At 73.5% G+C, this 12,667-nt stretch carries 10 protein-coding genes and 1 pseudogene; 2 read left to right on the plus strand and 9 right to left on the minus strand.

Annotated elements, in window-relative coordinates:
- Window positions 1-13: 13 nt before the first annotated feature.
- From KCH_RS33665 to KCH_RS33695, 7 genes are all read right to left on the minus strand, one after another.
- Entirely contained in the window at window positions 14-2,341 is a 2,328-nt protein-coding gene (locus KCH_RS33665) for an arylsulfatase (protein WP_035869544.1), read from the minus strand.
- Window positions 2,338-3,936, minus strand: a complete 1,599-nt coding sequence (locus tag KCH_RS33670; RefSeq protein ID WP_035869546.1) for a dipeptide ABC transporter ATP-binding protein — start codon at window positions 3,934-3,936, stop codon at window positions 2,338-2,340. Before KCH_RS33670 ends, KCH_RS33665 begins: the two co-directional genes overlap by 4 nt.
- Window positions 3,933-4,790 (minus strand): ABC transporter permease, encoded by an 858-nt coding sequence (locus KCH_RS33675; RefSeq protein ID WP_035869548.1) that lies wholly within the window; start codon window positions 4,788-4,790, stop codon window positions 3,933-3,935. Before KCH_RS33675 ends, KCH_RS33670 begins: the two co-directional genes overlap by 4 nt.
- A gap of 43 nt (window positions 4,791-4,833) precedes the next feature.
- Window positions 4,834-5,778: an ABC transporter permease gene (locus KCH_RS33680; protein WP_035869550.1), complete on the minus strand. Its 945-nt coding sequence runs from the start codon at window positions 5,776-5,778 to the stop codon at window positions 4,834-4,836.
- 3 nt (window positions 5,779-5,781) lie between these two features.
- The gene (locus KCH_RS33685; protein WP_035869552.1) at window positions 5,782-7,335 is read right to left on the minus strand and encodes an ABC transporter substrate-binding protein; all 1,554 of its coding nucleotides are present in this window, start codon (window positions 7,333-7,335) and stop codon (window positions 5,782-5,784) included.
- A 115-nt stretch (window positions 7,336-7,450) separates the two neighbouring features.
- Window positions 7,451-8,425 carry a TauD/TfdA dioxygenase family protein gene (locus KCH_RS33690; protein WP_035869555.1) on the minus strand — a complete coding sequence of 325 codons (975 nt, stop codon included), beginning with the start codon at window positions 8,423-8,425 and terminating at the stop codon, window positions 7,451-7,453.
- Window positions 8,426-8,993: 568 nt separating this feature from the next.
- Window positions 8,994-9,965, minus strand: coding sequence for a hypothetical protein (locus KCH_RS33695; RefSeq protein ID WP_035869557.1), 972 nt, complete (start codon window positions 9,963-9,965; stop codon window positions 8,994-8,996).
- 215 nt (window positions 9,966-10,180) lie between these two features.
- On the opposite strand from KCH_RS33695, the pseudogene KCH_RS41940 reads away from it, so the two are divergent.
- Window positions 10,181-10,339 (plus strand): annotated as a pseudogene (locus KCH_RS41940) (mycothiol transferase); the annotation flags it as partial.
- A gap of 75 nt (window positions 10,340-10,414) precedes the next feature.
- On the opposite strand, the gene KCH_RS43000 reads toward KCH_RS41940, so the two are convergent.
- On the minus strand, window positions 10,415-10,618 hold the full coding sequence (locus KCH_RS43000) for a hypothetical protein (protein ID WP_035869561.1): 204 nt from the start codon (window positions 10,616-10,618) through the stop codon (window positions 10,415-10,417).
- A gap of 41 nt (window positions 10,619-10,659) precedes the next feature.
- Window positions 10,660-11,619, minus strand: coding sequence for a LysR family transcriptional regulator (locus KCH_RS33705; protein WP_035869563.1), 960 nt, complete (start codon window positions 11,617-11,619; stop codon window positions 10,660-10,662).
- A 116-nt stretch (window positions 11,620-11,735) separates the two neighbouring features.
- On the opposite strand from KCH_RS33705, the gene KCH_RS33710 reads away from it, so the two are divergent.
- Window positions 11,736-12,626 carry an aldo/keto reductase gene (locus tag KCH_RS33710; RefSeq protein WP_084224080.1) on the plus strand — a complete coding sequence of 297 codons (891 nt, stop codon included), beginning with the start codon at window positions 11,736-11,738 and terminating at the stop codon, window positions 12,624-12,626.
- The last annotated feature ends 41 nt before the right edge of the window (window positions 12,627-12,667 follow it).

A 12,667-nucleotide genomic window follows, 5' to 3' on the forward strand; every position in this document is an offset into this window, starting at 1 on the left:
CAACAACTCCCGGCTACTCGAACGCCGCCGCCGCCTCCCGCAGCGCCCGCACCACCGTCTCCGGGTCGTACGGGGCCGCCGGGCCCGGCAGGTAGGTGACCGAGCGCAGCACCCCCGAGTAGCGGAACGAGCGGTGGCGTTCCCACAGCGGCCAGGACACCGGCGACTTGCGGTCCACGCCCACGCTGATGCCCTGGAACGGCGCCATCCCGATCAGCTGGTGCACCGGCCCGAGCCGGCCCGTCACCACGTCGTCCACCCGCACCCGGAAGTCCCACTTCAGGTCGGCGACGGCCGCCGCCTCCAGCACCACCAGGTGCGCCCCGGCCGGGAGTTCGCCCGCGTCCGCCTCGAACAGCTCGCCGTACTGGTTGTAGGCGAAGTGCAGCCGGCCGTCCTCCACGTACAGGCTGTATCCGCCGCCCTGGTCGCCGTGCGAGACCAGCACGCCCCGGTCGTCCCGCGCGTGCAGGGCGAGCGCCACCTCCACCCGGAAGGAGCGGAACGAGATCAGCCGCGAGGAGCGGTAGCGCTCCAGCTCCGGCGTGCCCGGCAGCAGCGTCACCGGGCGGCGCAGCCACTTCTCGTCCGGCCCGCGCAGCGCCAGCGCCCCCGAGGCGTCCGGCAGCGGGAACACCCCGTTGCGCCAGGCCGCGTCCTCCCAGGCCTGCGCCAACTCCTTCACCAGTTCCGGCCGCTCGCCCGACAGGTCGTGGATCTCGGTCGGATCGGTGCGCAGGTCGTACAGCGCCCACTCGCCGTCGTCGTACGCGGTGCCCGGCCGGTGCAGCGTCACCAGCTTCCAGCCGTCCCGGTAGTACGAGCGGTTCCCGGTCATCTCGCAGTACTGCTCCGGGTGGGTGGACGGCGCGCTCGCCGAGCGCAGCACCGGCGCGAACGACACCCCGTCCAGCTCCTGCACCGGGCGGCCGCCGCGCTCCTGCGGCCTTGGCACGCCCGCGAGTTCGAGCAGGGTGGGCAGCAGGTCGGTGACGTACTGGTACTGCGCGCGCACCCCGGAGTCGTCCGCGGCCCGCGGCAGCCCCGCCGGCCAGGACAGCACGAACGGCACCCGCACCCCGCCCGCGTAGGTCTGCCCCTTGTACAGCCGGAACGGCGTGTTGGAGGCCATGCCCCAGCCGCGCGGGTAGTGCACCAGCGACTGCGGGCCGCCGATCAGGTCGATCTCCCGCTGCACGTCCGGGTTCCAGTCGGCCGGCAGGTTCGGGTGGTGGACGAAGCGGCTGAAGTAGCTGCGGGTGCCCTCCGCCCCGCCCTCGCCGGTGCCGCCGTTGTCGGAGGTGAAGACCACGATGGTGTTGTCCAACTCGCCGAGCTGGTCCAGCACTTCGGTCAGCCGGCCGAGGTTCTGGTCCACGTTGTCCACCATGGCGGCGTACACCTCCATGTAGCGGGCGTACAACTTCCGCTGCACCTCGTCCAGTTCGTCCCACGGCCCGACCGCGTGGCCGGCCTCCGCGTTGCGCTCCGGCAGCTCGGTGCCCGGCGGGAAGTGACCGGCCGCCAACTGCCGGGCGAACCGCTGCTCGCGCAGCACGTCCCAGCCGACGTCGTACCGGCCCCGGTGCCGGGCCAGGTCCTCCGGCTTGGCCTGAAGGGGCCCGTGCACCGCGTTGTGCGCCAGGTACAGGAAGAACGGCTTGTCCGCGTCGTGCGCCCGCAGCGACTTCACCATGCCGATCGCCCGGTCCGTCAGGTCGTCGGTGTAGTAGTAGCCGTCCGGGAACTCGTCGATGTCCAACGGCGAGTTGTCCTGGACCAGTTGGTGCGGATGGAACAGGCTGGTCAGCCCCTCCAGCACCCCGTAGTACTGGTCGAAGCCCTTCTGCAGTGGCCAGTTCGACCGGTCGTCCGCCGCCGAGGACGCCGAGTCCCGGGTCAGGTGCCACTTGCCGACCGCGTACGTCGCGTACCCCGCGTCGTGCAGCAGCTGGGCGAGGGTCGGGATGTCCTCGGCGATCTCCATGCCGTACCCCGGGAACCCCGGGTCCGCGTTCGCCACGAAGGAGTAGCCGACCCGGTGCGGGTTCAGGCCGGTCAGCAGCGCCGCCCGGGCCGGCGAGCACAGCGGCATCGTGTGGTAGTTCGCCAACTTGACGCCCCGCTCGGCCAGTCCGTCCAGCACCGGCGTCGGCACCTCCGCGCCGAACGGCCCGATGTCGCTGTAGCCGAGGTCGTCGACCAGCACCACCACGATGTTCGGCGCCCCCTCGCGCGGCCGCACCCGGTCCGGCCAGGACGGCACCGACTCGCCGAAGGTCCGCCCGATCCGGCCCGGAAAGCCCAGGTACGGGTCACGGCGGTGGGAAGAAGACGTCACAGCAGGCTCCCGGTCGTGGTAGGAAGAGTCGGCACAGCGGCCAACAGCGAAGCGGTGTACGGATGTTCGGGCGCGGTGACGACCCGGTCTGCCGGGCCGGACTCGACGATCCGCCCCTGGTGCAGCACCGCGATCCGGTGGCTGACCTGCCGCACCACCGCCAGGTCGTGCGCGATGAACAGCACCGCGAGGCCCAACTCCCGTTGCAGCCGCGCCAACAGCTCGATCACCTGGGCCTGCACCGACACGTCCAGCGCCGACACCGGCTCGTCGCACACCAGCACGCTCGGCTCCGGCGCCAGCGCCCGGGCGATGCCGATCCGCTGCCGCTGGCCGCCCGAGAACTCGCGCGGCGAACGCTCCGCCGCCGAGGCCTCCAGGCCCACCTGCTCCAGCAGTTGCGCCACCCGGGCCCGCCGCTGCGCCCGGTCGCCGAGCCGGTGCGCGATCAGCGGCTCCGCGACGATCTGCCCGACCGTCAGCCGCGGGTTCAGCGAGGAGTACGGGTCCTGGAACACCAGTTGGACGTCCGGCCGGGCGCCCGCCCGGCCCAGCGGCTCGCCGCGCAGCAGGACCTCGCCCGCCGACGGGGCGTGCACGCCCACCAGCGCCCGGGCCAGCGTGGACTTGCCCGACCCGGACTCGCCGACCAGCCCCAGCGTCTCGCCCGGATGCAGCTCCAGGTCCACCGAGTCCAGCGCCGTCGTCCGCCGCCGGCGCGGCCCGTAGTGCTTGGCCAGGCCGCGCACCACCAGCAGCGGCTCCCGCCCCGGCGTGCTGTTCGCCGCCGCCCGGGACGGCGCCTCCAGTCGCGGCACCGCCGCCAACAGGGCCTGCGTGTACGGATGCTGGGGATCCGTCAGCAGCAGCTGCACCGGGCCCTGTTCGAGCACCTCGCCGTCGCGCATCACCAGCAGCCGCGAGCAGGTCTCGGCGATCACGCCCAGGTCGTGGCTGATCACCACCAGCGCGGTGCCGCGCTCCCGGTTGATCCGGGCCAGCAGCCGCAGGATCTGCCGCTGCACGGTCGGATCCAGCGCCGTGGTCGGCTCGTCCGCGACCAGCACCTCGGCGTCGTGCGCCAGCGCCAGGGCGATCATGATGCGCTGCCGCTGGCCGCCGGAGAACTGGTGCGGGAAGTCGCCCAGCCGCTCCGCCGCCCCCGGAATGCCCACCAGGTCCAGCAACTCCACGGCCCGGGCAGCCCGTTCGGCCCGCGGGCGGCGGCCGCCGTGCGCCCGCAGCGCCTCGTCCAGCTGCCGGCCCACCGTCAGCACCGGGTTCAGCGAGGACATCGGATCCTGGAAGATCATCGCGATCCGCCGGCCGCGCACCGCCCGCAGCGCCGGCTCCGGCAGCGCCGCCAGGTCCTGACCCGCCAACTCCACCGACCCGCCGGTGATCTCACCGCCGCCCGGCAGCATCCGCAGCAGCGCCAGCGCCGTCGTCGACTTCCCCGAACCGGACTCGCCGACGATCCCCAGGCTCTCCCCGGCGCCGAGCGCGAAGTCCACCCCGCGCACCACCGCCCGGCCGCCGAACGCCACCGACAGGCCGCGCACCCGCAGCACCTCGGCACCCACCTGCCCGGTCATCCGCGCACCCCCCGGTTCAACGACTCCGCGATCAGCGTGAAACCCAGCACCAGCGCCGCGGTGACGCCAAGCGGGGCCGCGGCCAGCAGCGGAGCGGTGTCCAGGTACGCCACCGCGCCGCTGATCAGACTGCCGAGCGTCGGCTCCGGCGGACGCACCCCCAGCCCGAGGAAGCTCAGCGCGCCCTCGATGAACACCCCCACCGACAGCGCCACCGCGCCCTGCACCACCAGCGGATCCACCGCGTTCGGCAGCACGTGCCGCAGCAGCACCCGGGCCCGGCCGGCCCCGCCGACCCGCGCCGCCAGCGCGTACTCGCGCTCCCGCTGCACCAGCACACCGGCCCGCAACTGCCGCCCGAAGTACGGCACTTCCGCCAGCGCGATGACGATCACCACCGGCCAGCGGCCCGGCCCGAGCACCGCCGTGACGGCCAGGCCCAGGATCAGCCCCGGAAAGGACAGCACCAGATCGAACAGCCGCTGCACCACCAGGTCCGCGGCCCGCGAAGTGCCCGCCAGCAGCGCCAGCGCCGCCCCCGCGACCGCCCCCGCCGGGACGGCCGTCAGAATGATCGTCAGATCCGTGCCGATGCCGTGCAGCACCCGGCTCAACAGGTCCCGCCCGAGGTCGTCGGTGCCCAGCGGGTGCGCCCCGCTCGGGCCCGCCAGCGCCTCCGGCCCCTGCGCGTTCGGATCGGCGCCGCTCAGCACCGGAGCCAGCAGCCCCGCCAGCGCCACCAGGCCCACCAGCGCCAGCCCGCTGACGCCCCGCCAGGTCAACAGCCCCGCCACGTACCGGTTGCGGACCGGCCGGCGCAGCGCCCCGGCGAACGGAACGGAAAGCACCGTCATCGTCGCACCACTCCCTCCGAGGATCGAACCGACCCGACCCGCCTCACAGCGCACGCACCCGCGGATCGAGCCACGAGTACGCCAGATCGGTGAGCAACTGCACCGTCACGTAGCCCGCCACCACCAGCAGCAGCAGGTCCTGCACCACCGGGTAGTCGCGGCGCTGCACCCCCTGCTCGACCAGCTGCCCCAGGCCCGGCCAGGCGAAGATCCGCTCCACCACCACCGCGCCCGCCACCAACTGGCCGACCTGCAGGCCCAGGACGGTCACCGCCGACGGCAGCGCGTTCGGCAGCGCGTGCCGCCACAGGATCCGCCGCCGCGACACCCCGAGCGCCGTCGCCGTCCGCACGTAGTCCTCGGCGAGCGCCCGCTCCAGACCGTCCTGCAGGTAGCGCGCCAGGATCGCCGCACTCGGCAGCGCCAGGCACAGCGCCGGCAGCGCCAGGTACTGCACCGCCAGGTCCGGCGCGTCCCCGAGCGAGGCGTACCCGCCCGCCGGGAGCAGCCGCAGCGACACCGCGAACACCCCCACCAGCAGCACGCCCGTCACGAACGGCGGCACCGCCAATGCCCCGGTGGTCAGCGCCCGCAGCGCGCCCGCCCACGGCCGGCGCCCCGCGGACGCGCCCAGCAGTGCCACCGGGACGGCCAGCACCACCACCAACAGCAGCGCCGCCAGCGTCAGTTGGGCGGTCGCCGCGATCCCGTCGCCGATCAGGCCGGACACCTGACCGCCGATCGCGTAGCTCGGCCCGAGATCACCGGTCAGCACCTGGCCCAGCCAGTGCAGGTACTGCGCGGCCAGCGGCTCGTCCAGCCCCAGCCGGGCCCGGATCGCCGCGATCGCCGCCGGCGAGGCGTCCGGCCCCGCCAGCGTCGTCGCCGGGTCGCCAGGGATCAGACGCAGCATCAGGAACACCGCGAACGAGGCCGCGAGCAGCACCACCAGGCCGCTCGGCAGCCGCTTCAGCAGGAAACTCCGCACCGCTCAGCCCGCCAGGTACGCGTCGTCGAGGTTCAGGTAGCCGAACTTGTTGAGCGTCGCGCCGCGCGCCCGCTCGCCCGCCACCTCCACCAGCCCGGCGATCGCCAGGTCGATGATGAACTGCTCCTCCAGCAGCACGTCCGTCACCTGCTGGTACAGCGCCTTCGCCGCCGGGCTGTCGCTGTCCGCCCGGTTCCAGGCCCGCTGCACCACGTCGGTGTACGCGGGGGAGGAGAACCGCGAGGTGTTCTTCGCCTCGTTGAACGGGTACGCGCTGACCGCCAGCGTCGCCGGGTGCAGCTGCGCGAAACCGTGGCTCAGCGTCCACAGCGCGGGCATCGACTGCGCGATCAGCTGCTTCTGCATGGTGGGGGAGTCCACCGGCTGCAACTGCACGTCGATGCCGACCTGCTTCAGGTCGTACTGCAGCACCTGCGCGACCGCCGCCGACCCCGCCTCCGCCGAGTGCGCCAGCGGCAGCGACAGCTGGCCGACCCCCGCCTCCTTCAGCAGCTCCCGGGCCTTCGCCGGATCGTGCCGGTAGTGCGCCGCGTCCTGCTCCCGGTACGCCGGCGAGGACTTCGGCCACGGCACCGCCGACACCGTCGCGTACCCGCCGAGCGCCTGCTCGACCAGCCGGTCCCGGTCGATCGCCCAGGCGATCGCCTGCCGCACCCGCCGGTCCTGCACCTCCGGGTACGCCAGGTTCGCACCGATGTAGAACGCGCCGGAACCCGTGTCGTACTGGGTGATCCGGAACCGCCGGTCGGAGCGCAGCGTGGCCACGTCCTTGCCGCGCACCGCGTACGACAGGTGGGTCTGACCGGTCTTCAGCGAGGACAGCAGCGTCTCCGCCTGCGGGATCACCTTGATCTCCACGCCGTCCAGGTACGGGCGGCCCGGGTTCCAGTACTTCTCGTTGCGGGCGAAGCTCAGCGAGGAGCCCGGCTTGCGGTCGGTGAAGGTGAACGGCCCGGTGCCGATCAGGCGGGTGCCCGCCACGGCGTCCTCCACCGAGGCCGGATCGGCGATGATCATGAACTCGAAGAGGTCGAACAGGTTCGACACCGGGTGCGCCAGCACCAGCGTCAGGTCGAAGTCCCCGTTCCGGCGGAAGTCCGTCACGGTCAGCGCCGTCGACCTCAACTGCGCCGACCGCACCGGGTTCTGAAGGTTCTTCACCGCGAACACCACGTCGTCCGCCGTGAACCGCCGTCCGCTGTGGAAGGTCACGTCCTCCCGCAGCTTCAACCGCACGCTCAGGCCGTCCGGCGCCACCTCCCAGGAGGACGCCAGCTCCGGCTGCGGCCGCAGCTGGTCGTCGTACCTGGTCAGCGTGTTGAACACCAGCCGCTGCACCAGCACGTTCGCACTCTGCGCGAACAGCAGGGCCGGCGTGAAGTCGATCTGCGCCCCCACCGTCAACACCCCGCCCCGGCGCGGCGCCGCTCCGTCCGCCGCCGCCCGGGTGGACGCGTCGGCCGCCGAACGGCACGCCGACAGGGCCAGCAGGCCGGCCCCCGCGACCCCGCCGCGCAGCAGCGCGCGGCGGGACAGCGGGGAGAGGGAGGGCGGACCGGCGGAGGCCGGGCGAACTGCGTCATTTCGGAGTCCTCGGGGGAGAGTGGTGACGGTGTGGGGGAGAGGGAAGGGGGGCGATGTGGGGCGGGCGTCAGCGGGCGAGCGCCTCGGCCTCCAGTTCGGCGGCCGGGACCAGGCCCGCCACCCGCGGCGGGTCGGCCGGCTCCAGCAGGCGGCTGGGCCGCCCGTCCACGCCCACCGGCAGGTCGCCGTCCAGGGTGATCCGGCGCACCAGGCGCGGCTGGTCGCCGTAGTCGTTCACCGCGTAGTGCTGGGTGGCCCGGTTGTCCCACACCGCGACGTCGCCGACCTGCCACTCCCAGCGCACCGTGTTCTCCAGGCGCTCCACGTACCGCTGGAACAGCCCGATCAGCGCGCGGCTGTCCGCGCCGGACACGCCCACCACCCGCTGCGCGAACGCGCCCAGCAGCAGGTTCTTCTCACCCGTCACCGGGTGCACCCGCACCAGCGGGTGCTCGGTCTTGAACGCCGTCGACACGAAGACCTGCCGGAACAGCTTCGCCACCTCGGCGTTCTCCGCCAGCTCCGGGGTCAGCGCCAGGTTCGCCGCGTAGTCGTAGTCGTTGGTGTGCACCGCCCGCAGGCTCTCCGCGAGCACCTTCAGCGGCTCCGGCAGGTCCTGGTACGCCGCCGCCGTGTTCGCCCACACCGTGCTGCCGCCCGCCGGCGGCAGCTCCAGCGCCCGCAGGATCGACGCCTTCGGGTACGAGGGCACGAAGGTCACGTCGGTGTGCCAGTTGTTCGCCCGCGCGCCCTTGGTGGCGTCCAGCTCGAAGATGTACCGGCCGTCCGCGCTCGGCACCGTCGGGTGCGTCACCGGCTGCCCCAACAGCCGTGCGAACGCCTCGTGTTCGGCGTCGTCCAGGTGCTGCTGGCCGCGGAAGAACAGCACCTTGTGCTCGTACAGCGCCGCCTCGATCGCGGCCACGGTCTCGGCCGGCAGCTCCCCGCCCAGCTTCACGTCGTGGACGATCGCCCCGATCCGCCCCGCCGCCGGGGTCAGGCGCAGCTTGGTGGCGACGGGTGCGGTGGTGGAAACGGACATGGTGACACTCCTTCAGAGAACGGTCGCAGGACCCAGGACAGGGGGATCCGGCGGAGAAGAGGGGCGATGCAGCCGTGACGGCCACGACCGGAGGGGCCGGCCGCAGGGCGGACGTCAGCGTGCGAGGAACCGGCCGGGCGTCAGGACGCGCAACGGCACGGACAACAGCCACCGCAGCACGGGAACACCGGGGCCGGGCACGACGGACAACACACCACAGCGGTACGCATCGGCCCTCCTTCCGGCTCGCTACGAGTGGGCTCGGCACTCATCGTGGACGGGCCGCCGGACGGCTGTCAATCGCCATCTCCCCTGCTGAGAGCGGGTGTTGCCGCACATGACGGGAGATTGCGCGGCGTGGCGGCGCGACGACGAAGGCCGGAGCGCCCTTGTCGCGCCGCCTGCCGCCGGGCCACACTCGCCGGAACGGCCGGGGGGCCGGTGTGGCACGGGCCTCCAAGTCGGCCTCGGCTGCCGCGCGATCTCCCGATGGATCGTCAACCTCGTTGCGGTGGTGGCCTGTGGGTGCTTGCGGGTGCTTGCAGGTCCGTGCGGGTGCTTGCGGGTGTCAGGAACCGGTAGCGGTGGACGCCATGAGTGCGGTGGCGAGACGGTCGACGCCGACCCCGCCGATCAGCAGGCGTTCCTTGCGGTTGCCGACGAGCTGCCGGGTCCAGTCGGCGAACCCGCCGTCGCCGACCTCCAGCCGGTCCTCGCCGAGGACGGCGTAGATCTTGTAGCACAGGCCGGTGTAGTAGCCGCGACCGGTCTTCCGGTCGGGGTCGTCGACGACGTCCACGCCGGGTGTCCCGGACAGTTCGGCGCGGGTGCGGGCCAGGACCGGGGCGGTCGCCTCGTCGAGGCAGGTGAGGCGGATCTCGGCCCGGCACACGCCGGCCCGTGCCAGGGCCCGGACGGCGAACCGCAGGTGCTCGACCAGGTGTTGCTGCTCGAAGGCCCGGCCGCCGGTGTCCCGGCCGGCGGTCACGAAGCCGAACAGCTGGAAGTGGGCGAGCATGCCGGGCGCGTCGAAGTGCTGGGCGCGGACGACCCGTTGGCTCGCGGCCAGCCGCACCGGCAGGGCCGAGCGAGGATCGCCCGCCAGCGCCCGGGCCCGCCGTCGGGCCGCCTCCAGGGCCAGGCCGTTGGTCGGGTCGGCCGCGACCTCGCTGCCACGGACGGTCGCCACGACCTTGCGCGGATCGACCGTCGCCACCGCCGTGTGCGTCGCCAGGGGCACCAGCGGCGACAGGGCGAGCACCTCGAAGTCGACCGGCAGGGCCGCGAGCAGGGCGTCCTCGGCACGTCGCAGCTCCGTGAACGGTAGCGAGGCCGGAATGACGAACCGGTCCGTCCGGTAACGGCGCATCACGTCGGACGGACCGAGACCCTCGGCGCGCCGCCGGAAGACCTCCAGCAGCAGCGTGGTCAGGTCCGCCCCGCTCAGCCCCTCGGCCAGCAACTCCAGCAGCTCCGGCCCGCCGGCCTGCGCCAGTACCCGCCGCAGCGCCGGACCGGTCGTCCACTCATCGCCCGTCATGGCAGACCACTATCGCCCGGCCGGCCCGGGCAGGACCAGCGAATTCCACCCGGCGCGGGCAAACGGGGGACAGCCGTGCGGCCCTGTGGCGGATGTGCGGGCCTTTGCCGGACGTTCGCCCGGCCGGAACCCCGGGTCTGCCGGGGAGGCTTCCCTACACGGGCGACTTTGGCGGTACCGCGAGGCGCTGTTCTGGAAGCTCGACGGGGTGTCCGATGCCCTGGTGGCCCGAGCCCGCCCCGGACACCAACCTGTTCACCGTCGTGGTCCACGTCCTCAGTGAATCCGTCCGGCACGCCGGGCACGCCGACATCCTGCGCGAGGGCCTCGACGGCCGGATCGGGTTGCACGGCCGCCAAGGCCGCCGCGTTGAGATCGTCCGAGGGGGCGTGACGCCTCGTCATCCTTGCGGAGGCGGGCTACGTCGGGCCACGTCGGGCTACGTCGGGCTACTGGCCGAGGAGGCGGGCGAAGTCGTTGCCGAGGGTGCCGAGCATCGGGAGGGCGCCCAGGTCGGTGATGGCGCCGACCGGGATGCTGTAGCCCTGGTTCGGGATCGGGGCCGGGGTATCGGTGGCGGTCTCGGCTGCGGCGGCGGCGGTCGGCAGGGCGGCGAGGAGGGCGGCGGCCAGGGTGGTGAGAGCGGTGCGCATGGGCGGGGTCCTTCGCGGGCCGGGGCGGGGCTGACGGCCGTTCAACGGGCAGGCGTGGCCTGGGGTGACGCGGGGCCGTCCGTTCGGGTGTACGCGAGGGTCGCCGACTCGGCGGTGAGGCGGGCCGCCAACTCCTCGGCCAGGCGGGCGCGGTGGCCGCGGCGCCGGCGGGAGAGCACGAGGCCGAGGTGGCGGTGCGGGGCGGGCTCGGCGAGGGGGAGGGAGAGCAGGTCGGGGTGATCGGTCAGGCCGATCCGCGGGATCAGGGCGATGCCGATGCCCGCCCGGACGAGCGACTGGGCGAAGTCGTAGTCCGTCGCGGTGCAGGAGATCCGCAGCTCCACCCCGGCCAGCGCGCCGAACCGGGCCAGCTGGCCGGCGGACTTCCGGCAGCCCAGGATCCAGCGCTGGTCGGCGAGTTCGGCCAGGTGCAGGGTGGAGCCCGGGACCGCGAGCGGATGCGCGCGGGGGAGGACGACGCGCAGCGGATCCGCGGCGAGCGGCGTCCAGTCCAGGCCGGAGCGGTCGCCGGGCCGGGACGGCGGCGGGCCGTCCAGGTGGTACGCGAGGGCGAGATCGGCCCGGCCCTCGCGGACGGCGGGCAGGCTGTCCTCCGGCTCGGCCTCCAGGATGGTCAGCTCCACCTCGGGATGGTCGGCGACGAAGCCGCCGAGCGCGCCGGGCAGCAGGCGGCGGCCACCGCTGGCGAAGGTCGCGACGGTGAGCGCGGTGCGTTCGGCGGTCAGCCGGGTGATCCGCTGCTCGGTGTCGGCGAGTTCGGCCGCGATGGCGTCGGCGGCCTCCACCAGCACCCGGCCCGCGTCCGTCAACGTGACGCCCCGGGTGGACCGTTCGACCACCGGCGCGCCCAGACTCCGTTCCAGCGCGGCGACCTGCTGCGAGACCGCCGAGGCCGTGCAGTGCAGCGTCGCGGCCGCCCGGTTGAAGCTCCCCTGCTTGGCGACCTCCCGCAGGACGGCCAGCCGCTGAACATCAATCAACAGTTCTCCTGCACACGAGGTCTCCTGATCGACACTACCGCTGGCGACACCGGTTCGGCAGGCTGCCACCCGGAACGAGCAACGGCGGTCCGCGGACCGGAGGAACGGGGAAGAACATGCACGCAGCGGCGAGCACGGATCGCAGCATCGGCGGCGTCCCGGTGGGCAGGATCGGACTCGGCGCGATGCCGCTGTCCGTCGAGGGCCGACCCGACGAGGCGCAGGCCGTCGCCACCCTGCACGCCGCACTCGACGCGGGCGTGCGGCTGATCGACACCGCCGACAGCTACCACTGGCACGCCGACGAGGTCGGCCACAACGAGGAGTTGATCGCCCGCGCGCTGGCCGCGTACGGCGGCGGCACGGACCACGTCCTGGTCGCCACCAAGGGCGGCCGGGGCCGGCCCGGCGACGGCTCCTGGACCGTCAACGGCGACCCGCGCCACCTGCGCCGCGCCGCACAGGCCTCGGCGGCCCGCCTCCGAGTGGAGAGCATCGGCCTCTACCAGCTGCACAAGCCCGACCCGGACGTGCCGTTCGCCGAATCGGTCGGCGCGCTGCGGGAGTTGGCCGACGCGGGGACGATCCGGGCGGTCGGCCTGTCGAACGTGGACGCCGCACAGATCCTCGCCGCCCGGGAGATCCTCGGCGACCTGCTGGTCTCGGTGCAGAACCGCTTCTCGCCCGCCCACCAGGAGACCCGCGACACCCTCGACCTGTGCACCCGGCTCGGCCTGGCCTTCCTCCCCTGGAGCCCCCTCGGCGGCCTCTCCCGCAGCGCCGTCGACGCCCCCGACACCGCCACCCCACCTCCCACCACCCCCTTCCACACCCTCGCCACCACCCACGGCGTCAGCCCCCAACAAATCTGCCTCGCCTGGCACTTGGCCCAGTCCCCAACCCTCCTCCCGATCCCGGGCGCCCGACGCCCCACCTCCATCCGCGACTCCGCCGCCGCGGGCTCCCTCACCCTCACCACAGCGGAACTCGCCACCCTGCGCCTCTGACGCCGGTCGAATCCTTCCGGCACGGAATGAGCGGTTCGGCT

Origin of the sequence: Kitasatospora cheerisanensis KCTC 2395 (genome assembly GCF_000696185.1) — a bacterium.
GTDB classification, from domain to species: domain Bacteria; phylum Actinomycetota; class Actinomycetes; order Streptomycetales; family Streptomycetaceae; genus Kitasatospora; species Kitasatospora cheerisanensis.

Excerpts from the sequence above, each read along its gene's own strand:
- KCH_RS33670 (WP_035869546.1), bottom strand. The coding sequence starts at position 3,936 with ATGACCGGGCAGGTGGGTGCCGAGGTGCTGCGGGTGCGCGGCCTGTCG.
- KCH_RS33675 (WP_035869548.1), bottom strand. The coding sequence starts at position 4,790 with ATGACGGTGCTTTCCGTTCCGTTCGCCGGGGCGCTGCGCCGGCCGGTC.
- KCH_RS33690 (WP_035869555.1), bottom strand. The coding sequence starts at position 8,425 with ATGTCCGTTTCCACCACCGCACCCGTCGCCACCAAGCTGCGCCTGACC.
- KCH_RS33695 (WP_035869557.1), bottom strand. The coding sequence starts at position 9,965 with ATGACGGGCGATGAGTGGACGACCGGTCCGGCGCTGCGGCGGGTACTG.
- KCH_RS43000 (WP_035869561.1), bottom strand. The coding sequence starts at position 10,618 with ATGCGCACCGCTCTCACCACCCTGGCCGCCGCCCTCCTCGCCGCCCTG.
- KCH_RS33710 (WP_084224080.1), top strand. The coding sequence starts at position 11,736 with ATGCACGCAGCGGCGAGCACGGATCGCAGCATCGGCGGCGTCCCGGTG.